Origin of the sequence: Desulfovibrio sp. JC022 (genome assembly GCF_010470665.1) — a bacterium.
GTDB lineage: Bacteria > Desulfobacterota > Desulfovibrionia > Desulfovibrionales > Desulfovibrionaceae > Maridesulfovibrio.
Genome location: NZ_VOPZ01000014.1, coordinates 1 through 22513, shown reverse-complemented (window position 1 = coordinate 22513; position 22513 = coordinate 1). Strand labels below are relative to the sequence as shown.

Genomic DNA, 22513 nt, shown 5'->3' with positions numbered 1-22513 from the left:
TCAGCCTATTTGTATTGTCTTTAACTCATAGGAGATAGCGTGACTTCATTTCAGCGAGGGTTAACTGATCCTGTTGTTAAATTTTTGAATGACGAATATCAAGCGAGTGATAGCTTTTGGAGGTCATTAATTGATGATAATAGATTTTTCTTAGCTATTCGGAACAACTATTTAAATGCATATCGTCATGGTTGTAGTTTTGTTAAAATCGATCCAAATTTAAATTCAAAAGAGTTAAAGTGTTCAACTGCAAGTAAGTATCTCGTAAAATCAGGAAGTGTTGTATCAATTAACGGTTTAATTCCGTGTGATTCACTTGAAATGTATGAAGATTTGCGGTCAGAAAATGATCGCCAAGGGATTCTGCGTAATATGCAAAAATATGCAGGTCCTGAAGCAATAGGTGTAACGGAGCTTCTAAAAAAGAATATTAATGTAGTTGACGTAGAAGTCGCAATTCCTGGTGAAAAAACAAGGGTTGATCTTGTCGCGGCCCAAAAGACAGATTTAGGGCATGAACTCGTCTTCTATGAAGCAAAAACTATTTTTGATTCAAGAGTAAGAGCGTCTGGTGAAGGAATTCCAGAAGTGATTGGGCAAATGGAAAAATATGCTCATGCCTTGAAAGCTAATGAAGGGTTAATTTTAGACTCATACCGAACTGTAATATCGAATTTTAGAATGCTTAAAGGGTTTACGGGGGATAGACTGGATTTTTTTGAAAATATCGATGTGGATAAATTGAGCTTGTGTCTTCAGCCGAAATTAATTTTTGTTGGATATACTGCCGCTAGTAAGAAAGACTGGCTGGAATCAAATGCCCTTCATCATGAAAAGCTTATAGGGGCTTTAGGTAAGGAGTCTGTTTTTATCGGTAGGAAGACACTATAAATTTTAATTGGGAATAAGCTGTGAAGATTATAATCCATAGAGGGACTAACGAAATCGGCGGAAGTTGCGTTGTCGTCGAACATCAAGGAACGCGAGTTCTTATAGATGCTGGCACTCCTCTTGATGATTCCCCGGCTTCTCTTCCAGAGAATGTTGGGGATTTTGATGCGGTGCTGATTTCGCATAGTCATCAGGATCATTATGGTTTGCTGGCTCAATTACCGCCAGAAGTGCCTGTCTATATTGGGAAGGTGGCTTGGAATTTTGTTCAAGGCGTGAGTTTTTTTAAGCCAGATGGTTCTTTACTGCCCCATAAGCCTATCTTTTTCGAAGCAGGAAAGCCGGTCCAGATTGGTGCTATAAAAGTGCTTCCGTTGATGGTGGACCATTCCTCTCCCGATGCCTTTGGCTTTTTGCTAGAGGCAGGGGCAAAGAAAATATATTACAGTGGTGATTTTCGTGCTCATGGTCGTAAGGGTAAGACATTTGAATACCTTTGCTCTCATTTACCCAAAGATATTGATGCGATTCTTCTTGAAGGGACCATGCTGTGTCGGGATAATTCCAAGTATTCCAGCGAGAATGAAGTAGAGCAAGGTGTTCTTGATGCTGCAAAGGCTGAGGATGGGCTAGTTTGTGTTAATTTCTCAGCGCAGAACATTGATCGACTTGTCTCTGTATATAGGGCTGCGAAGCGAAGTGGAAGAATCTTTGTCGTAGATATTTATACTGCGTGGATCATGCGCGTTGCTCAAAAATTGTCCCCCAAGATTCCTGATATGAGTTGGGATGACATAAGAGTGTTAAGCAAGGATCGTCCTGCTGGATTCTACTATGGTGTGATTAAGAAAAATCCAGATTACTTTGGACGTTTTACTCATGAACTCTATAAGCAGGGAACGGTTTTGACAGTTGAGGATATAGTTACATCTCCCTCTCGTTACCTGATGCGGCTCAATGAAAATTATACAGGGTACATTCTTGATAGACTTGAGGGGAAGTCCGCAACAGTAATTTATTCTCAATGGGCTGGATATTTGGATAACCGCTGCACGCACTATAATGCTAAAGCTGCCGAATTAAGGGATCGTGAAGATTGCAAATTCGATCTTATTCACACAAGTGGGCATGCCGTCGTTGAAGATTTGAAGCGTTTCGTTGAAGCTGTCCAGCCACAAAGAATAATCCCTCTGCATACAGAGTATAAAGAGCTTTATGCTAGCACGTTTTCCAATGTTCATGTTTTGGAAGATGGTCAGGTGCTGGAATTGTAGTAGAGGTGCTTATGCCATACATCGGATGTACTAAAAAATTATTGGATGAGTTGGGTATCAAGGAGCCAGCCGAAGAGGTGGATCATCGGGGACTGCGTGGCTGGCATGGCAATACCTTTCGTCTCTATCGAAGTAAGGCTGTGTTGCTGGTTAATGATGAAACTAGATTTGCGGTTTTCATTCCGAGGATGGTCAAAAAGGATTTTGTGAACTTTGATCAGATTTTTCGTGATCGATTCAGGCAGGCTCTGGAGTGGGCCAATGTTGATTCTGCCCGGATTGCCAAAGCTCTGCTTCAGTGCGGTGGGTGTTCATTCGGTAAAACCCACAATAGAAGCGTACTGGGCACCATGAACGATATGAAGCAGGCTATTGAGTTTATCCTTGAAACCGAACTTGGACGGCTGCCGGAATCAGAGTGGGAGCTTCGACGCATCACCATGTTGCTCAACAAGACTCCTTATCAGGGTAAGGATCTGGGCAAGTACGTGTTTGCTGCTGTCAGCATGCATAAAATGCTAAACGGATTGTAATCCTGTATTGAAGTTTTATTTGAGTAGGGCCGTTGCGGTGTGTTGTCGAGCGAATAAAGTAGTCATGTTTTTGCATGTAAAAACTTGACATATGACCATAAAAGAATATTTCTTGATTAAGAAGAGGATATTATCATGCAGGTCGCAGCACAGATAAATAATTACATTGAGTCCGTCCCGCCGGGAAGAATCATTACCTACGGTGACTTTAAGGATTTGCAGGAAACCAAGCCACAAGCTTTGGCAAAGGCTTTGGGACGTCTGGTGAAGAAGCAGGTTCTTATCCGTCAGGCCAAGGGGACTTTCTATCGCCCGAAGAAAACTCTTTTCGGATCGGTTGGGCCTGCTGATGAAGAGCTTATTTCCTTCCTGACCCGCAAAGGGGATGAGATCACCGGAATTCTTACCGGTCAGTCCGTTTACTTACAGCTTCAGATTGCCACACAGGTTCCGAGTGTGCTGACCATTGCCAGTGTTGCCCCTAGAAGAAAGCAGGGTATTGGTAAGATTCAGGTCCAGTACGTGCGTAGCTACGTAGATGAAATTTTAGAGGCAGATATTCCGCTGCTGCAATTGCTTGAGGCTTTACGCTTCATCAAGAAGGCGCAGGACTGCACCCCTGATGATGTGGTTGAAGCGATCAAGACAAGGATGACGGTGCTACCGCAGTCTGATCTGGAAAGGCTTGTGGAGATGGCTGAATCCTATCCTCCAATGGTTCGCGCTCTTTGCGGATGCCTTTGCGAAGGGATGGTTAAAACCCCAGATATTGGCTCCTTAAAGGGTAGTCTGAATCCTTACACTAAGTACAAGGTTATGGTTTCGGATACGGTTTTGAAGAATAAGAAAGCGTGGGGGATAATGTGAGGCTTCATGAATCAAATGAGCTTTTCCGGGATGCCATTCAAGCAACTGCGGAACATCTGCGGCTGCAAAGTATCTTTATTGAGAAGGACTACTGGCTGACTCTTGCGCTATACCGGATTGCCCAGACTGACCTTGCGGATGTTACGGTCTTCAAGGGTGGGACTTCTTTGTCCAAGGCATATGGTTGCATCGAACGCTTTTCAGAGGACGTAGACCTTGCTGTCATCACAAAACAGGGCATTGCATCCAATCAGATTAAGAAACTGCTTAAGAAGATAACAGAGGTAGCCAGCACGGATTTGACCGAAGAGCCAACGGAAAGCAGCAAAGGCTCCATGATCCGCAAAATTTATTATTCCTACCCGCAAACTTTTGAAGGTGCTTTTGGGCCTATCTCCAACAAGATTCTGCTGGAAGTGAATGCTTTTGCTCATCCTTCGCCATACCAGCCGTTGCCGATCTCTACGTATATTTATGACTTCCTGAGAAGCAGGGGAGAGGATGCGCTTATCGAAGAGTTTTGCCTTGAGCCTTTTTCATTTCAAGTCTTGTGTCTTGAGCGGACATTCACGGAAAAGGTCATGGCGATTGTAAAAGCATCTTGCAGCGACAATCCAATTGAATCCCTGCGTCACAAGATCAGGCATATTTACGACATCCACCAGCTCATGCAGCGGGAAGAGATTCAGAAGTTTCTCAACTCTACTGATTTCCTGCAACTTCTTGAGGTCGTGCGCAAATTCGATCAGGAAGCTCCGGTCGGTGATGCAAAGTGGGTGGATATGAATATTACCGAGTGTCCCATTTTTTCTGATACAGATGCCGTATGGAAGTCCCTGCTGCCCGCATATCGTGATGGTCTGGGGGCTATTGTCTATGGGGAACTGCCTGCTGCGGATGATGTTTTGGGGAGTTTGTTGGAGCTGGGCGGATACTTGCGATGAACAATGTGAGTAGTTGGTAATGGCTATTTAACTTAATCATTCACAATTATTTATAAAAGAAATGGACTTATGTGCTAATCAAATTTTGCGATGCTAGCTATCTGATAGGCTTCTTGTAAACCAGATCCCAAACCATCAAGAGCAGGACGTTCTCCATCGTCAGTGCTTTTTTGGGCTAGGTTGATATGGTTTTCGCAGAAATCGAACATGTCTGGGCATAAACATAGTTCTGGCTGGACTGACCTTCTGGCTAGTCCAAAATGGTGAGGTTCTCCCGCTATAACATTGTTATATATCTCTTGGTGTACCGGGTTCTTACAGTGTAAATAGAGATAAGCTGAGTAGCCGTCCTCTTCAGGAGGGCCGTCTATTACTACAATGCTCTTGCCTGTCAGTCTTGCTAGTTCTTCATAGATTTTAAAGTGATAGCGTTGTTCTTCTTTTTTTAGAATTAAAAATTGGCATTGATGCCGATAGACGTTGAAGTCTCGGGAAATATTTTGGTTCATGATATTGATTTGTTCGCTTGAATAAGTCCATGGTAGTTTTAGGTAATCGAAGAAGACTGACCATTGGGCAGCTCTTTCATGTTCAAAAATATTGCCTGTGTATTGAATTTTATATGACGATTTGTCACCAGAATTTGCTGGTGTTGCCGCGCAAGATTCTACTACGCGGTCTGATGTGTTACATTTCTTTTGAATTTTTTCGTTAGCCATTATTTCATTATATATTGGCATGACTTCAGGGAATAGTTGTGCTGTGAGTTCTGTAAATATTGGGGCGTGGTGGAATTTTGAATTTATTCCGTATTGTTTAAGTGACTCCCATGTCTCTTTTTTTCTCCGTATTATCGATACGCTATCTTCTGTTATGCCATATGCCTTTGTGGCACAGCAAAAGAGAAAGTAAAATTGTGTGTGTGACTTATACACATTATCGTAAATTTCTTTAAAATTGTTATATTTCCATCCACTTCCAGATATTGTTGGGTCTTTAGTCCTTGCTGAATTCATTGATCTCAGAAAGCTTGTTAATGACCATCTTAATTCGGTCTTTTTTAGATCAAATTCAGGAAATAACTTGATGCATAATTTTTGGTGAGTGTCTTCTTCAGCAGGGTCAAATTTTTCGAAAAAAGTGTTTATTCTATTTTGGGCTTGTTTAGCTTTTTGGGTTTCACTGAGTTCTTTTTGGGCTTTTTCAAAATGTGATTTATAATCGTAATGAAAAATAGTCTGTGATGGAATACTCATTTGAAACTGATCAAACGGAATTATTGCTGTTTTTTGAGTATGACACAGTTCATTGTTAATGATGCTTGGCTCAACCCATATGCATTTTAAATGTAGTTTATTTTTTATTCTACTAATAACCAGTGTTTCTTTATCTAGGACTAGTGCATTTAAGTTGTTGATATGGAATGTGTCCAATTTCATCATTCTCGCTGAATTCAGAGTAAAAATATCAAAAATCCATACAAGAAGATCACCTTTCTTTTTGTAAAATTCTTTCCTGCCAATTACTACATCAAGAAATGTTGTTGAAAGCTGGATTTCGAAAGCAATGTTGAACTTATTTTTGAAGTTGGCTCTTATATCTGGTTTACGCCAAGTTGTAGGGTCAATCCCTTTAACTACCTTCTCAATGTCAATAGTGGAGAAGGAAGAATCTTTTGTTAGGATACTACTTAAGTCAGCTTTTAATTGCTTATGCGGTTCGGACTCCCGTTTTCCGCAATATTTAGCTGTTAAAATATCTTCGCGCGACCATTTTTGTGTATTCATTTGTGGGCAATTGTCTTTGTGGTGCGTGTGCTGAAAGTAAAACCTTTGGCCGGTTTCCATGCAATTTAAGCGTAGTTCATAGCCGCATAGCGGACAAATATATAATGGTCTTAGTTTTTTTTCGATGATTTCTGCTAAATTATGTCTGAGCTCCATAGCTCTGTGAACATTACATCCAATAGCCTCTTGTGCAGTATATTCTTTGCCTGTCCGGGCATTTAGGACGATTTTTACCTCTGGGTCTTCGCAGCATAGGTTTTGAAGATTGTCTAAGTTGCCTGCGATCCGCTCGAAATTAGTTTTTCTATTGCTGTCATTCATTTGAGTCTCAGGTTCTTTGTCGTATTTACTTAATTTTACAGTCCGTATATAAAAGCGAGCTTTTTTTGTATGGAAACCTAAAGATATTTCAATAGGTTTATCAATTACTTCTTTTCCAAAAAAACAATCTCATCATCAGGTTCAAGAATTAACTGTTCGTCGACCATACTAAAGTCGGCATATTCAGGCTCTTTGAGTTGTTCTGTCCTCAACGGATTGATCAATGGCTGATTTCCATCTCTTATTACACCCAGAACAATGTAGCCGTGTGTCTCGTAAAAGCTGTGAAAGAAATCTCTGAAAGAGAGTTCTTCGAACGGAGCATGGGAGATCATGTTGTCGAGCTTGGCAAAGTTAAGACTGGCCCCTTTGAGAGATATCAGTTCATCAAAAAAACTCAGTGCATCTGGGTATACAAGTGACATGTTAAGAATCTTAGCGAGGATATTGGTCCCGACGATATATTTGATGCCATCAATTTTTTGGAAGAGAGCTTCTTCATTAGGATTGATTACCTCGGCTATGACCGGCTTTTCTGAAAGCCTAGCTTTAATGTCGAATAATTTGAAAAGGGAGTCAGTATCACATGTATCGGAGCCTACATTCAATGAGTGTACATCGTCTGCTAGAATAATGGTTCCGAAGCAGCTTTCAAGGTCGTAATTTTTAATATTTTGGGTGCAGAAATTAAATTGTTTGTGCTTCACGGGTACGTCAGCGAAGTAATCTGAAGCAATATTTTTGCCTTCTTCGTCCGTGATTATATCAACTTGCGTGTTCCAGAGGCTTAATTCGTTCAGCAGACTGGGAAGAGTCTCGTTAACACCGACAATTGCTATTTTTTGTTGTTCGAGGATGTAGTTTTGGTTGCTCGCAGCATAGCTCCCAACGTCAACTTTAGCCTCGTTTACCCATGATTGATCAAGCTTTTCATCCAATAAAGAGTCTTTGCTTTCCGCAAGTAATATAAGCAGATCACCATCTTCCAGCAGATAATCCGGCGAAGGCAATATATCAATTCCTTCAACTTGGGTAACAATTCCAACTGGAGTTATATTTTTGCTGGCAGATATTATTTGACCAAAAGTTTTCCCAGACACGTCATTTTCTGAAACTTTTACGAAATGGAATTCGTCATTTGCGAACCCGAAAAGCTCAAGCATAATATCGTAGTAGTGTTTATGAAAAAGTAATGCGGTCAACAGCAATGCTGAATATTTAGAGCTATCAAAACCAAGAAAATTGTCAGAAAGATGAGGGGTCAGCCTATCTCTATTGGATTTGCAGGTTGTTTCGTAATAGCAGGTGGGACAATCCGTTTGCCCATCTAAGGATGAGTTAACAGCTAAACATCCTTTAAAAACATCTGATTTTCTAAACTGTAAAGGAAGTGACAGGTCTTGGTTCTCATTCAAAATAACGACTTTTGATGCCTGAGCAACATCTACAAGTTGCAGAGTGCTGCTCTCGAAATATTCACCTTTTCGTTTGATTAAGTCTAGGTAGCGATAGTTACCTAGCTTGATGAATTGTGTTACGCTATCAATCTCTTCTGTTACAACGACCACTTTTTGTTTGCTTTTTGATTCCTGCTCTGCATAGTCATTTATTTCTTCTAAAAGCTGTTGTCCCAATGAATTCCAGCCAAGGATGAGGGTATGATTTTGTTCCACAACATCACCGTACCCATCTTGAACACGGTTCAAGTATGATTCAACTTTTGCTACAATGATACCGATAGTTAAGCCATTAAAGAGGATAATTCCCAGCATGGTCAGAAAGTTAAAAATGACCTGAACGACGAGACTTTTACCAGCCACTTCCATGGAAGTTCCCGGATCAAGAAGGGCCATGAAGGTCATGTAGAAGATGCTGGTACCTTCCCTGTTATATCCTATTATCCTGAATAAAAAACCGAAAACAACAGTCAAGGAAACTATTGCCCCTAGAAGGATAAGGCATTGGCGAAATAGGCTTTGCTCAATTTGTTTCTTAATGATGTATGCAATTCGGCTTTTAAGAGAATCTCTCCATAGGCTGAGGAAGCTTCCAAGGCGCAGTAGTCGAAATAGTCTTATAAGAACCAGCAGGTTGCTGCTTGCGGCGTGTCCTGTCGTGTACAGAATGAGCAAATCCCAAGGGAATACTGCGATAGCGTCAAGGGTATGGGCTTTGAGGTAGTTGCTGAATTTCCGGTAAGTAAATGCCCGACAAAAGATTTCAAGAATGAAGGCGAAGTTCAGCCAAAATAGGAACCCTTCATATTCAGTAGTAGATTCCGCTACAGCTATCAGAGTGAGGGCTACGTATACAAGGATGCTGAAAGCAATGACTCCCGCAATAGCGGGAGTCATGAAGAATTGTTTTAGTCTTTTTGAGTAAGGCATAATACTATCAGGTTAAGGTAAGTGAAGCAGTTCTGGGCCGTCAAAAACTTTAGAAAGTTTCATTGCTTCATTATAATGATCTTCAGTAATACTGTGTAACTTTTTAATTGTAGCCTGATATTCTGCTTCTCGTTCGACTCCAAAAAGGTCGGCTTTATCTAGAAGCCAGGCCGCAAAAATTGTTGTTAAACCTGTTGCTAGTCCTAAAAGGACAGAGCTAATGATTGAAGCAAAAGGGGCAAGAATTGGCAAAATTGATAAGATTGTTTCTTCAACAATTTCTTCAATCATTATTCCGCCAGCAAGAATCACACCCCCTGTTAAAATTTTGGTGGCAGCGTGAGCAGCTTCTATCCATGTCATGTTTTCTGGGGGAAAGAGAAGCATCTTTATTGCCTTCAAAAAGGCCAGAAATCCTTCCCTAATGACCCTTGTGACACGGGCGGATGTTGTTTTGAAAATATTAATCATCACTGTTATCATATTTGAGAAAAAACCGGATATTGCACCATCTTTAAAAGCAGAAACAGCATCTTCCCATTTAGCAGTTATACGCTTAGCAATCCTATTAAGTCGTCCTTTCATCACAATAAAAAAAATTGAATTCAGGTGATTACCGTTAAATCCATTATTCCATATATCCTTAATTTCGTAGAAAGTTGCTCTGACAAATTCTTCAAGCATAATACCTATTGCTTGCTGTAGTCCCATTTTTCCGGCTTCTTTAGTTCCCGTTGTCGCTATGTCTTTGGTATAATAGATTGTTTTGTCCGTTAGGGTGGGAGAGTGTTTCTGAGCTACTTTTTGACCTTTTTTGTGTTGAGTTTTGAGTCTTTTTTCGTCAATATCAAAATGTTTTTTATTGGTTGTTTTTCGGCCATTTTGTTTTTTTTCTTTCCACTCCATTTTATCTTGATCTTTCATGGATTGATTTATGTCACGCCTAGTTATGACAAGATTTTCTCTGTCTGTCGCAAAATCTGCTTTTTGTTGATCGCTCTGCATGAAGCCACCATTCTTATGATGTCCAGAAAGAGAACTTTCATGGTCCGGGCTCGTGTTGCTAGATTTTTCCATTTTTCCTGTATAACCATCTTGCACATTGCCATTTTTATCCATTTTCGATCTTGTAACCTGAGCCCCTACAGAGTTCGGTCCTCCGGCAAAAGATTCACCTGCGCTATTCTTTGAGTTTGTGTAATTTAATCTGTTGTATTTATCTTTATCTGATGCATAGAGTCCCTTCTGCGCATTGTGTATTGTTGTTACGTTGCCACCATCATTGTCATCGAATAAGTATCGAGCTATTCCAAAAGGGCGGATTATATTTTCAAGAATTGTATTTTGGCACTCATTAAACATTTTTTCATACTTTTCGTTTTCATATCCTTTTTTAATGTCATTCAGGAGTGCATAAGTTTGTTTTTGAGAAACATGCGGATCAGATAAAAAGTTTAAATTATATTGAGAGTCAAATTTCGTATTTATGCTATCAAAAAAAGCAACATCTTGGGCACAAACGACACTCTTTGGAGATTGACTTACTTCTGACTCATCTAAGTCAAGATTATCATAAAATTTAGAAACCTTAACTCTACTTTTCTTCATCCTTTTCATTCTATCCGCACGTTTGTTCATGTGTTTACTCCAGAATTTTAATGGGAAGCCTTAAATTCAATCCAGTTTTTCATGAATTTTTTTTCATTGTCACATACGCTCCCATCAGCTTCTGCTGCTACAAATAATAATTCATCGACTAAATCCCAGTGCCGTTTAGGTATATATGACTTAACATAAAGCATTGCTCCATCAAATTTCGGGGGGGTTGCTTTTAATTCGTTTATTTTTTCAGTAAATGTATTAGAGAAAGTAAATTGAGATAGTCCCAATACAAATGCATTTACATCCTCTTCTTCATTTTGTTCGAAATTGCCATCTATGCTAGATATTGCGAATCCTACAGCAAGTAGGCCAATCAAGAATTCTTCTTGTTTCTTTTGGTCAGTAAATTTTTGAGCGGCATGGCTAATTTTATCTTGAAGTATTTTTACTTTTTCTGCTTGTTCAGCTAAGCCATCTTTCCGACCATCACGATAACCTTCCTTTTTCGCTTCCTCCTCACTATCATCGCAAAGTTCTGCTACTCCTCCCGCAACAGCCCCGGCTGTTCCAGCTACAGCAGCACCAAGAGCTGTTACTGCGCCGACAGGACCAGCTACAGGTGCAGCAACAACACAAGCTACTCCAAGAGCCGCTCCTCCAACAACTTTCCAAAAACCCATAATAGTCTCCTTAGTTCTTTAAAATGTTGGCTTCTTTCCCAAACCCACGAACCCAACTCATAAGCTCAGGCTCACTAACAGTCTTGATTTCTAAAATGACAGAACCATCATCCTGTTCTTCAAATCTCTGCTCAGAACTCCAAATCCGTTCCATAACAAAATCAGAAACTGCTTGAGAAAAATGTATACGAAATGTTTTAGGCTCGTGAAATTTCAATCCGAAATAGTCCGTTCCTTGGTCCGCAGCCTCAAAGTCAAAGACAATATCTGTCAGAGTCAGGCTCTGAATTCTGTGAATGACAAGATTTCTGGGATCACCTTTTTCCGGTGTGCCGGTAGTTGTCTTGTGGCCTATAGCGTACAAGGCATTACTCTGTGATGTAATTCGTCCCGGAGCATAAAAGAATTGCTGAATATCAGACTTACGGCCTTTTTTATAATCAACATGACAGACCCTTTTTTCCTGAGCAGCCCGAATCAATTTATCGATGATTTCGTTATGACTGGAGTAGTCTATGTAGCCCTTGGGACTAAAGGATATTGGCAGGCATTGTCCTGCTGAGCGATTAGGGAAATCTTGCTCTGACAGGTGGAGAGAAATGGTTTTGATTGTGTCATCAATACCTTCGAGTACATGATCCGGCAGTGTTGAAGCAGCTAGCTGTCTACATAATGTAAGGGCTCTGATCTGCTCAAGCTCTAAACCATATGGCGAACGATATGGCTGGGTTGATATTCTGTAATATTTTTTACGGTTTTCAATTCCAGTCTCAAAATGTGAACCCGTAAAGAATTCGATCTCATCAGCGAGTCGTTGAATCGTGCTTGGGCGGCAATCGAATTCGTTTGCCAGATCCTGTTTGAAATGTTTTTTGCCCTCACGATAAAGCTTAAAAAACAAGGTCAATAGCTTATAGCCGTAGGTAGTATCTGGATCATTTTTTCTAGGCATAATTCTCCCTGAACAGATTTCTAGCAAATGACACATTTGTTTTCAATATCATTGCCGAACGAATATCATTAATATCAAAAAAATATTTATTTTGAGATTTGAAATCCCCAGTCCCTGCAAAAGGACTGGGGATAATATTTAACTTTTTAGAACTATTTCTGCTGCTGAAGACAATCCTCTTAAATCAAAGCTGAATTTGTCTTGAGAGTTTACGAATTCTACCCGCTGTCCAGATACCATAGCCTTGTATATAAGAGAGATGGCAGGACACTCGGAATACTCCAGATACATGTACCCTTTAGAAGGAGTGGGCCTGCCGATCATTTTAATGCGCCCCTGCTTTTGACCATCAACAAGTACATCAAACATTTTCACTCCGGCATATGCTTGAATCGCTTCGTCAAGGCTAGTGACGATACCTACAGCAATATTGATAGCCGGAACGGTTTTGTCTCTGTCATCAAAGTCGATGCACAAAAAGTCTCGTGAAACTCTGGAGCCGGTTTCATGAGCATCATCGGTGACAAGGCGTGTAACGCTACCACCGTATTGATCGGGAAGTTTTCCGATATGGACCCAGTTGCCAATTACATTCTCTTTTTTCGGAGGAGAAAGATATGCAACTGCAAGCTCGTCCACCTTCTCGGTGGGAATACTGAGTAATTTTGCTTGTGCCCTGTTTTTCATTTTTTGTTCGGCTTGAGCAGCAATAAAATTTTGCACAATCGGTTTAACTTTTGTGATTATTTGTTCAGCACTTGTTCCTGCTTTCTGTTGAATTACGGTATTTGGAGTGAAGGCAGAGCCATAAATAGAATCCAGAATTATAGAAACAGTTTTACCGGCAAGTGCATCAGATTGGATTTCTTGAAGATCAAACCTTTTCCCATCTGGATGAATGATCCAAGTAATAGAAACAGGAGTTCCTTGAGGCCATTCTGTCATACTCAGGGCCAGATATATTGCTGCCCTTGAAGCATCATCTTTACTTAGATTTTGCTTCTGAAATTGCCTTACGATTTGTTCATATTCTTTTTCGCCACCAAAGATCTTTTCAACTTTTTCACCAAGTTCAAGAGCTTTAAAGATCTGACCACTTTGATATGATTCCACGGTTACTACAATGAAGTCGATAAAGGATCTGTCTACCGCACGATCATGCAGTTTCGGGGAAATTATTCCACTAAAATTGACCAGCTTTTCTCCTCGTTCTCCTTTACTTTCTGACCATAACGGCATGTCAAAAGCCGAATCAAAAGCCTGTCCTATGGTAAGTGCAGGTCTGTTATTGAATGTTCCCCCCTTTACTTTATCAATGTCATTGGTACATCCGGCAAAGAAGAGAGTCAGAACTGCAAGCATGGGCAGCAAAAGATGACGCATAAAATTTCTCCTGTAGAGTTTTATGAAGCCAATACGCATAATGGCTCTTTGGGTAAAAACAGCTTCAATCCCGTCTAATGTGACTTTGTTATAAGAGACCTAGTGTCGATTAGACGGAAACTTGCTTTACAAAATTACTTTCAAGCCGATTAATTTACGGTGTATGTTTTTTCTCAACAAACTTTACCCCTCAAACTCCTCCCCACATCGATTACAGCGATATTTCCCGATTACCTCTACATCGACCTTTTTCCCAACGGCATTCCCAGTTGCGGCACCGGCGAAGAAGCCTGCTACGGCTCCAGCCAGTCCACCGGCCATTGCTCCGATTCCGGTTCCAATAACCGGGACTACTGATCCGATGGCAGCACCGGCTATGGTTCCTGCCTCTGCTCCTACGTATCCGCAGGCTGCTCCTGTTACTCCACCAGCTACTGTTCCTACTTTCTGGGCGGTATTGATGAGGATGACATGGGTGTTAACCTCACACTGAGGGCATTTGGGGAATTCTTCAGACATGGTGTTTCTCCTTGTTTATTTGATTAATGATTCTTGAAGCAGGTCAAACATGGCCGGAGCAAGATCGGTTAGCTCAGTGATGACTCTGCTTTTTCCGGGGAACAAATAAAAAACGGCCTCGGATTTGATTCCGAGACCGTATATTTCAAAGCCGTTTCTGCTTCCGTCTTTAATGGCCTGATGAGTGTTGGCAGGGTTATCTGGAACACCGTCAGTTATGCACAGTATGATTTTTCGTTTTTCCGGCAGCGGCAGCATTTGCTGGAAAGTCCACCAGAGCACTTCACCCAGTGGGGTTGATCCTGATGCGGCCAGACCGAAACGGCTGTGCAGCTTTTGGCCGTGGCTGAGAATTGGGGCTACAGTTGGTTCATCGTAGTTCTCACCCCCTTGAACCCTTATTGCTGGAAAGGTACTGACACCGACATTTACACCGTTGATGGAATTAAGTGCGCTGACCACAGTATGACTGACCTGCGAAGCTAAGCCGATCCTTCTGCGCATTGACCCTGAGCAATCCATTAAGATGTGGATAGCTGTGCTGATCCCATGGCTTTCCTGTCTGCTACGAAACATTTTGGGATTGCCAATGGCTATACGATGCAGATGGGCGGTACTTAAACGGCCATTTCTGCCGATGCGATCGTGTTTGATTGTCTTGGCCTGAATAATTCCATGCAGACGGGATTTAAGAGCGGTTGACGCTCTACGTGTCCGGGTCAGTTCGTCCTTATCCAGTTCGGTCAGTCTTTTGTAACCATCCTTGGCAACTTGAAGACCTTCATCAATATTATCAGGTACGTTTTTTACCAGATGTTCTTCCAAGACTTCGCTGAATCCTTTGGGCATATCAGAAGGGTTTGATCTGATTAGTTTTTCCAGATTCTGAGCAGGACCTCGGCCTTTGGATTTATTCTTCTGGGATTCGTTCAGGTGCTGCTTCAGCAGGACTACAATTTCCCTTGTGTAGAGGATGCAGTCCTGCGTTGAATCGCACTTTGCTCGTACCTTTTGCAGAATGGATTTTATACGATCAACAAGTCCGGGATAATGAACTTCGAGAATTGAAGCGGTATCAGCACATGCTTTCTCCAGCTCAGGAACATCCCATGACCTTACAGTCAGCAGAATCCAGTTCAGGATCGCTGTAGCCGGATCGTTCTTAGCTCCCTGATCCTGACCGCTATCATTAATAAATAGGTGACGGATCAGCCGCTGGAAGTTTTGTCTGCATCCGGGGAAGATTTCAGCAAGCTTATTTTCAACTCGCCAGTCTTCCAGTGAATTCCAGATATGCATTTCAAACGGGGTGAATTTTGCCAGCTTGAGCCATTCAAAGTTTGTCTCCCTGATATGCGCTGCTTCGTGATCCAGAAACCCACGAGCCATACATTGCAAGACTTCATCGCTATCAAGAGGAAGTGCTGGCAGTTGGATGACCGTCCCGTCAGTAAAAGCCTTATCTCCACCGATTCGGACTTGGACTCCGTACTTCCGACCCAGAACACTTGCCACCAGCGGCAGCGATTTCATGAGCAGTTTGTTGTTCATGTTTCCTCCTGATCACCACAAACCGTGGCTGTCTATTTGCTGAGTAGCAGCCTGTGCTGTGGTTTGCTGTTTGGGATTTTCAGGAATGTCTTCTGCAATTGGCTGCTGCGGAGCTGCAACCAGATTTTCCAGAAGGTCCTCGGCAGATGAGCCGTCAAGGATTTGCTGGGCATTCTCTACGAGTAAAGCCGGTTCGCGGAGCAGAGACACTACTCCCTGAAGCATGAGCAGGTTTTCATTTCGGATGAATCCACGGGATGGGATTTTTTCGAAAGCGGTCTGAAGCAGATCGGTTATAGGCAGGACCCTTGGGTCTACAAAGGATAAGCCATTCAGTTTGTCATGGATGGACCGCAGCGGCGAAAGAGCCTTGTGGCTGACTTTGACCTTTCCAGCATAGCAACGGTTCCATGTGTCGGTGGCAGCTTTGGCAATTTCATCAAAGAGGGTGAAACCAAGATTGTTGACTTCTTCCTTGAGTCCTTTCTTCACGGAATTTTTATCCGGCGCAGCCAGCTTGAAGAATTGCCATTTGAAACCGATCCGGGAGCGTACATATTCTGCACTGACAGTAGAACTCCCGATAAGCTTTTCCCAGCCGGGGTGAAGTCTGATCCAATCTTGTACAGCCTGATCGTAACGACTGAGGAATTCTTCCTTGGCTGCAAAGAATTCTTTCTGGATAGCAACAAGTTCGTTTGTGATTTCTTCGGCTACTTTTTCAGGAATGGCCCAGCCACCGAGGAAACGTACCCCATGACGGTCAAGCATGTTGAATGCACGTGATTTCAGGGTCCCGAAAATACGCAGATCTTCAGGATTGCAAACCCTTTTACTTCCCAGCGATGCCAGCTCTTCGGGAGGAAGCTGGGTTTCACCAAAGTCATAAGGGGTAAGTTTCTTTCTGGCCGACCAGATGTTCACATCCAGATTCAAGGCCAAGATATGGTTGAGGACCGTGATACGGGTTTTGGATTTCATGATTATCTCCTTTTGCGGACGCACAAAATAAAAGCGGAGACAGCCGAAGCCATCCCCGCTCATATAAATTTGCGTCTATCATTAATATTCAGCTGATCCCTAATCTGTTTCCACCGGGAAAATACGTTGGGCAAGTTCATGCAAAACTGTACGTGTTTCACGACTGGCCCGATACCCAAGAGCCCGATCCAAGGCATAAGTCACCGGCTGGATTCCCTGACGGGCTAATGGCTGAAAGCGTACCGTCAGATCAGCCCAACGAATCAAAGTACGAGTTGAAAAGGTGACTTCAATAGTATCAGTGAGATTGCCTGATGCTTCGCCCATGAACAGCTTTCTCACGGAGTTGGCGTATTCGACCATTTTCTTACGGATATTCTCAGGCAGATTCTTGGCCTTGCGTGCAAGCAGCTCAGTTTCAGCTTCAGGGGTGGGGTAGCCGATTTCACAGAGCCAGAACCGATCCATGAAAGCCAAGTTCTGACGAACAACACCTTGATAAAGTCCTGTCTCATCTGCTGCGCCGTTAGAATTGGCAGTAGCTGCAAAACGGAACATGGGATGCGGTTTGATAATTTCACCTGAATTTTCAGGAATACAGAGCGATTCACCATCCAAGATTCCGTTGAGGCCCGCAGCTGTTGCAGGATCAATGATGTCGATTTCATTGAGCAGGAACAATCCTCCATATTTCATGGCAAGAGCCAGCGGACCATACTGGAATTCCATGTTGCCATGCTCCACAGTGAGGTGACCGATTATTTCAGGGAACTCCAAACGACTGTGACCGGTAATTTCAAATACAGGATAATTGAGCTTTGCAGCCAGCTGTTTGATAAGACTGGTTTTACCACTGCCACTAGGGCCGAACAGATAGATCGGATCGGAACTGTCCATAAACCAGACCACCACATCACGACTGGATTCATGGAAAAGATATTCAGTATCCAGATTCGGAGTGAAAGATGATGCAGCTTCAAATCCCTGAACCATACGACCAGAAGCCTTACCGCTGAAGACCTGTCCTGCATCAAGCTCAGCTGAAGCCAGTTTATCAATTTCTTCTTTTATTTTTGACATGTTGTACTCCTGAACATTGAGCAATAAAAAAAGGCACACCTTGATCAGATGTGCCTGAGATTAAATAATATGTTTGGTATTTAGGCTAAGCTGCCTGTTCGTATTTCCACCACAGTTTGCGGTTGCCATCCCAGCGAAATCCAGCCTTACGCAAAGAGTCCTTCTGCGAATGGGTATTGCCGGTTGCTAAGATGCATGACCTGCCATTCTGTCCATTTTCTTTACGGTACTGAATCCCATCAAGACGAGGTAGATTCGATGAAGAGCTACCTTTGTTCTGAGGCTGTTGTTGAGGACCAGATGAAGCCGTTCCCAGATGTCTGGATGGATCATATCCGTTATCCGTGTTTTGCGGATGACATGAGCCTTCAGCATCGTCATCATGCTCTGTAACCACACCGATGAGTGCTGCAAGTCCATACCTGCGGGCATACGTCATTGCAGACCCATACCCCTGAGGATCGGATTTCGGCAAAGGCATGACCAGCAGAGAAGATTGCCACTGACCTGATTCAGCGTGGACGATCTTGCTGATCAGTCCCAGATTTCCCTTTTCCACCTGCACAGGCAGCTGAGTCAGCCAGATGCCATTGGCAAGCAGGGCCTCTCTGCATGTACCCATAACAGATTGGAGGCTGGCATATTTGCTGTTGGTGAAACTGTTCTGTCCATCCTTGGCAGCAGGTTTCAAAGTCTGCTGCACCTTCAGCATGGCTCCAGCCAGCTCGGTTATCTCCGGCGAACAAAGCGTGAAATTTTCCATATTTACCTCCTGCAATAAAAGAAGCTCCTTTCCGTTAATATGTGGTCAGGAGCTTCTGCGATAAAAAATCGGTTTATATTACAGAGATAATATATATTTGAAATTGTTTGATAATCAGGGGTAGAGTCAGGAGGAGTGTTTCTTCAGAGCTTCCAACAAATCAATTGCTCTCTTTACATCCTGTTCAGATAATTCAGAAAGTAAAAACTTTGCCCTTGAAAGGTCAGCACTGTCAGCAGATTCCATGGTGAGGATCTCAGCCGGTTCAACATGCAGAGCACTGGAAATCTTGATCAGAATCTCAACGGACAGATTAACCTGCCCCCTCTCTATCTCACCAAGATATTTGTAACTTATTTCTGCGAGCTCAGCCAAATCCTGTTGACTGAGATTATTTCTTTTTCTGATGGTCTTGATCGTTTGTCCAAGCTTTTCACCTACATGTGCCATATTACCTCCAGTTATTTGTACAGTTAGTGGAGGTATGGACTTTTTATAAACCCGTGAACGGTAATGTTTTGAGTTGAATTCTAGAACTGATTGGTGTTAAACAAATTTACATTCTGGTACTTTGATATTTCGCGCACACTAAACTAACTACCAATCCTCAAAAGGAGTTCTGTCTATGTATCGGTTATTACAAAGTTTATTATTTTTAACCCTAATGTTCCTGTTTTGCTCTTGTACCAAGGACGAGATTTCAATTGTAAAAAATGGACGTATGAACTTTGATCAAACCGTCACGCTTGGTGATGTCCTCGACAATTGCAAAGGACTGGAGAACCGCAAGTGGACAAAGTTTGAAACGGACCTAAAGCGGAAAGTTGTGGATTTTACTGCTGAAATACCTGTGAAAATTGATTCGTTGACTGCCAACACTCCGTTGACCACACCGGAGATAGACGTACTCAAAAAAGTTATAACTGGTCCTGATCCTATTTTTCGACTGACTTTGCAGTTTCAGATAAAGCAAAATGACTCTTTCCAATTAACATATGCTGGAATAACTCTTAAGCCCAATATATTCATAGGCGATATTGTTCTGCCTGATGCTTACAAGGCATTTGTAGACAAAGGGCAAACGTATCCAGATCCTTCATACCTGCTGAAGCAACTGTACCAAAATCAAGAAGTGGTCCCTTATCACCTTCTTCATCAGATTTATTTTAATTATCAAGAAAAACAAAAAGAAATAAAAAACAAGAAAAGGCAAATTATTGGTAACGCCTTCAATACCTTTGAGTTCCCGTATGGGCTGGGAAGAGTTAGATACTTAGTGTACTTAAACGAAGAGAAGGGAACCATTTTATTTGGGAATGTCGTTGACGGAATTCTGGGTGGCGCATTCAACAGGACTGGTGGACTGGCATGCTCTTTCTTTGAAAAGGGCAACGTGAACGAGACCGGTGATAAATTTGTATTTAGTAAACCGGGATGTTCACCTGATATTATTTTAAAAAATAAAAATTCAAACGGTACTCCATCAATTATCGCTGTTAATAATGCCAAGAATTGCAGTTTTTGCAATGGTGCTGAATATTTGAACGGCGAATATCATGCTGTCGGATACATCGATTTATACGCGGAGGGAGGAATTTCATTAACATTGTTTGATTAAAATATAATTCCATAATTTCCAAAAGAGACAGTCCCTATCTGAACAATGGTATCAGGTAGGGGCTTCTTGTTTGATGCATTGTATCAAAAACAGTCTTACAGAATTTATTTCTACTATATTATAAGTAAAATTAATTCAGTCACAATTTTCACTGTTACAAATAGCTTCAAACTAAACAAGGAATGCATAAACAAGCCTTGAAAGCAAACCACTTCTAGCTAGGTAAATAGGTAATATCTAATAATATAAATATTTTATTTTAAATAGTTTCTGTAAAGAAACTTGTATTAGACAAAAAGACCAGACTATATACTCTGCTATGGTTTCTGAGAAGAAACCTGTATTCTGAATAGTAATTTTAAAATTATTTATTTTTTTAAATTAATTCAGTCATATTATGAGAAAGAAAATCCCAAGAACATAATTTAGAAAAAAATTATTCTTGAAAACTTATGGAGGTCAATATGGCTGTTACATACGAATCAACCTACAAAGGCAATTCAATTTTAACGGACAAAGAAAAAGGCTATGGCTGCAAGACCGAAATACTGGATGCAATGAGGTCAGTCATTGATAGTTCAGTCCAAAAGCACAACAAAGTCTTATGTGTAAGATTTGACTTACGCTTTCCAAGCGGAACTTCTGCTTCAGAGAAAAATAAGAACATTCAAGATTTTGCATCCAAGTACAAAAAGCATTTCAAGCGACAAGGCTATGACCCTCAGTATCTTTGGGTACGTGAGCAAAGTAGAGAAAAACGCCAGCACTACCACTTGATGGTAACTGTGAATGGAAACAAAATACAATATCCGAATAGACTTTTAAGCAAGGCTGAAGACTTGTGGAAATCAACCATCGGATCTGAACAGGACGGCCTTGTTGATCATTGTAACAGATCTCGTAAAGGGGAAAACCAGCCTAATAGCTATATGCTTCGAAGAAATGCTCCTGACTTTGATCAGGTTTATGATCGCTGCCATAAGCGGTGCAGCTACCTCACTAAGGAGAATACAAAAGGTTATGCTCCAAAGGGACATCGTGAATTCGGCTACTCTAGGATTCCGAAAAGTAATAATTAAAAAAATAAGAACGGGTGTTGGAGATCTTTTCCATGTCCGTCTTTAAGTTGAAACGGTCACTTGGACCGCAGTAAGCGCAAGCCTTGATACGAGTGTATTGGGGCTTTCTCATTTTCAAATAAAGGGGGAAAATATGCTATATCTTAAAATTTTTAAAAAAGATTTCATGTGTTTTGATGAATCATTTGGAAATACCATTGAGGCAAGGCTTGTTCCTGTTAACTTTAAAATTTTCCGGTGGGAGAATTGGACTCTTGCTGAACACAAAAAATGGGACCCAAAGGACCAAATCCCTGACGGCTGGGTTCCTGCTATTGATTTCGATTTAAATCTCAAAGGCAGGACTTACAGGCTCACCATCCATTCAGATGCTGCAACCCATGATTTGGCTCCTTATGTGGAGACCCTGAATCGGAACGGAAAGAAGATTAAAGACGTAATTACGCAGATGACCATCACTTCCCGCAGGAAGGTTAATCCTTCTGTCCGGTTTGAGATGATCAGGGATGCATAGTGGATGCAAATGGACGTGTAGAATGACTGAATAAAAAAATAAATAATTTAAGCATATTATACAAAATTGAAATTTTAACAAGGAGGTGCATTAGCTGGGTACTAAATTAATCCAAGTAATGAATTACGTTGTAATGTATTTTGTCCAATTCAAATATTTTTACATGCATACTCTAAAAGGAGTGTAATAATGAGCTATAAAACAAGTTTTTCTTTCTCAGTGAAAGATATTATCGTTCATAATAATAATTTTGCAAGTTGCAATACCCAAATTGTGGATAGCCCTAATAGAAAGAATTTAAAATGCTTAGGTAATTCTATCAAAGCTGTAATATTTGGTGTGAATTTCAAGGTGTATCATAATTCTAAAAAAGCTAGTGGTCTATTTGGAAACAATAAAAAAACTGATGGGTGGTTCTATTCCTGTCGCTTAAGCTTAGAAAGCAACGGTAAATATTATTACATGACTCTTGTTGATGAAAAATCAGTAAATGGTTTGCAAAGTTATATAGAACAAATATCCGGTATGGAAAGATGGATTGGTGACGTTAACACTCATATTTCCTTGGTATCTGAAGGTGAATTTAGCCCATGTGTTAAGTTTAGCATGATAGATAAACGTAGAAAACAAAGTTTATTATGTAAACCTCCCCAAGTTAGTGCCATCCATAAGTAGAGTTCTCTTGGGGTGAATGTTTTTGGACATACTCGACTGGGGTCATGTCTCCGAGCGATTCATGTGGCCGCTCTTCGTTGTATTGACGAATCCAGTATTCGGTTATGTCCTT

The 22513-nt window shown here is 41.4% G+C and carries 22 protein-coding genes; 9 read left to right on the top strand and 13 right to left on the bottom strand.

Features of this window, described 5'->3' with window-relative positions; all coding sequences use genetic code 11:
• The first annotated feature begins 39 nt into the window (after window positions 1-39).
• From FMS18_RS18760 to FMS18_RS18740, 5 genes are all read left to right on the top strand, one after another.
• The gene (locus FMS18_RS18760) at window positions 40-891 is read left to right on the top strand and encodes a hypothetical protein (RefSeq protein WP_163296202.1); all 852 of its coding nucleotides are present in this window, start codon (window positions 40-42) and stop codon (window positions 889-891) included.
• Window positions 892-911: 20 nt separating this feature from the next.
• Window positions 912-2165, top strand: coding sequence for an MBL fold metallo-hydrolase (locus tag FMS18_RS21100; RefSeq protein WP_163296201.1), 1254 nt, complete (start codon window positions 912-914; stop codon window positions 2163-2165).
• 11 nt (window positions 2166-2176) lie between these two features.
• Window positions 2177-2698, top strand: a complete 522-nt coding sequence (locus FMS18_RS18750) for a hypothetical protein (protein WP_163296200.1) — start codon at window positions 2177-2179, stop codon at window positions 2696-2698.
• A 135-nt stretch (window positions 2699-2833) separates the two neighbouring features.
• Window positions 2834-3565, top strand: coding sequence for a DUF6088 family protein (locus FMS18_RS18745; protein ID WP_163296199.1), 732 nt, complete (start codon window positions 2834-2836; stop codon window positions 3563-3565).
• Window positions 3562-4509: a nucleotidyl transferase AbiEii/AbiGii toxin family protein gene (locus tag FMS18_RS18740; protein ID WP_163296198.1), complete on the top strand. Its 948-nt coding sequence runs from the start codon at window positions 3562-3564 to the stop codon at window positions 4507-4509. Before FMS18_RS18745 ends, FMS18_RS18740 begins: the two co-directional genes overlap by 4 nt.
• 74 nt (window positions 4510-4583) lie before the next feature.
• On the opposite strand, the gene FMS18_RS18735 is transcribed toward FMS18_RS18740, so the two are convergent.
• The 12 genes from FMS18_RS18735 to FMS18_RS18680 all read right to left on the bottom strand — a co-directional run bounded on the left by FMS18_RS18735 (window position 4584) and on the right by FMS18_RS18680 (window position 18965).
• Window positions 4584-6617, bottom strand: coding sequence for a DUF6035 family protein (locus FMS18_RS18735; RefSeq protein WP_163296197.1), 2034 nt, complete (start codon window positions 6615-6617; stop codon window positions 4584-4586).
• A gap of 104 nt (window positions 6618-6721) precedes the next feature.
• Window positions 6722-9004: a hypothetical protein gene (locus tag FMS18_RS18730; protein ID WP_163296196.1), complete on the bottom strand. Its 2283-nt coding sequence runs from the start codon at window positions 9002-9004 to the stop codon at window positions 6722-6724.
• 12 nt (window positions 9005-9016) lie between these two features.
• Window positions 9017-10642 (bottom strand): hypothetical protein, encoded by a 1626-nt coding sequence (locus FMS18_RS18725; RefSeq protein WP_163296195.1) that lies wholly within the window; start codon window positions 10640-10642, stop codon window positions 9017-9019.
• A 17-nt stretch (window positions 10643-10659) separates the two neighbouring features.
• On the bottom strand, window positions 10660-11286 hold the full coding sequence (locus FMS18_RS18720) for a TerB family tellurite resistance protein (RefSeq protein WP_163296194.1): 627 nt from the start codon (window positions 11284-11286) through the stop codon (window positions 10660-10662).
• Window positions 11287-11296: 10 nt separating this feature from the next.
• The gene (locus FMS18_RS18715; protein WP_163296193.1) at window positions 11297-12238 is read right to left on the bottom strand and encodes a YafY family protein; all 942 of its coding nucleotides are present in this window, start codon (window positions 12236-12238) and stop codon (window positions 11297-11299) included.
• 138 nt (window positions 12239-12376) lie between these two features.
• Entirely contained in the window at window positions 12377-13621 is a 1245-nt protein-coding gene (locus FMS18_RS18710; protein WP_163296192.1) for a hypothetical protein, read from the bottom strand.
• Between the two features lie 183 nt (window positions 13622-13804).
• On the bottom strand, window positions 13805-14140 hold the full coding sequence (locus FMS18_RS18705; protein WP_163296191.1) for a hypothetical protein: 336 nt from the start codon (window positions 14138-14140) through the stop codon (window positions 13805-13807).
• A gap of 15 nt (window positions 14141-14155) precedes the next feature.
• Complete coding sequence (locus FMS18_RS18700; protein ID WP_163296190.1) at window positions 14156-15691, bottom strand: hypothetical protein; 1536 nt, start codon at window positions 15689-15691, stop codon at window positions 14156-14158.
• 12 nt (window positions 15692-15703) lie between these two features.
• Window positions 15704-16672, bottom strand: coding sequence for a DUF3150 domain-containing protein (locus FMS18_RS18695; RefSeq protein ID WP_163296189.1), 969 nt, complete (start codon window positions 16670-16672; stop codon window positions 15704-15706).
• Between the two features lie 99 nt (window positions 16673-16771).
• Window positions 16772-17752: an AAA family ATPase gene (locus FMS18_RS18690; RefSeq protein WP_163296188.1), complete on the bottom strand. Its 981-nt coding sequence runs from the start codon at window positions 17750-17752 to the stop codon at window positions 16772-16774.
• Window positions 17753-17837: 85 nt separating this feature from the next.
• On the bottom strand, window positions 17838-18515 hold the full coding sequence (locus tag FMS18_RS18685; protein WP_163296187.1) for an ERF family protein: 678 nt from the start codon (window positions 18513-18515) through the stop codon (window positions 17838-17840).
• Window positions 18516-18641: 126 nt separating this feature from the next.
• A complete protein-coding gene (locus tag FMS18_RS18680) occupies window positions 18642-18965 on the bottom strand; it encodes a helix-turn-helix domain-containing protein (RefSeq protein WP_163296186.1) in 324 nt (107 codons plus the stop codon).
• 175 nt (window positions 18966-19140) lie between these two features.
• Between FMS18_RS18680 and FMS18_RS18675 the strand changes: the two genes are divergently transcribed.
• The 4 genes from FMS18_RS18675 (at window position 19141) to FMS18_RS18660 (ending at window position 22401) form a co-directional block, all read left to right on the top strand.
• Entirely contained in the window at window positions 19141-20133 is a 993-nt protein-coding gene (locus FMS18_RS18675) for a hypothetical protein (protein WP_163296185.1), read from the top strand.
• A gap of 464 nt (window positions 20134-20597) precedes the next feature.
• Window positions 20598-21212: an inovirus-type Gp2 protein gene (locus FMS18_RS18670; RefSeq protein WP_163296184.1), complete on the top strand. Its 615-nt coding sequence runs from the start codon at window positions 20598-20600 to the stop codon at window positions 21210-21212.
• A gap of 133 nt (window positions 21213-21345) precedes the next feature.
• Window positions 21346-21726, top strand: coding sequence for a hypothetical protein (locus FMS18_RS18665; RefSeq protein WP_163296183.1), 381 nt, complete (start codon window positions 21346-21348; stop codon window positions 21724-21726).
• 189 nt (window positions 21727-21915) lie between these two features.
• Entirely contained in the window at window positions 21916-22401 is a 486-nt protein-coding gene (locus FMS18_RS18660) for a hypothetical protein (RefSeq protein WP_163296182.1), read from the top strand.
• On the opposite strand, the gene FMS18_RS18655 is transcribed toward FMS18_RS18660, so the two are convergent.
• Window positions 22382-22513: integrase core domain-containing protein (locus FMS18_RS18655; protein WP_163294810.1), on the bottom strand; the 132-nt coding region annotated here is incomplete at its 5' end. The genes FMS18_RS18660 and FMS18_RS18655 overlap by 20 nt on opposite strands.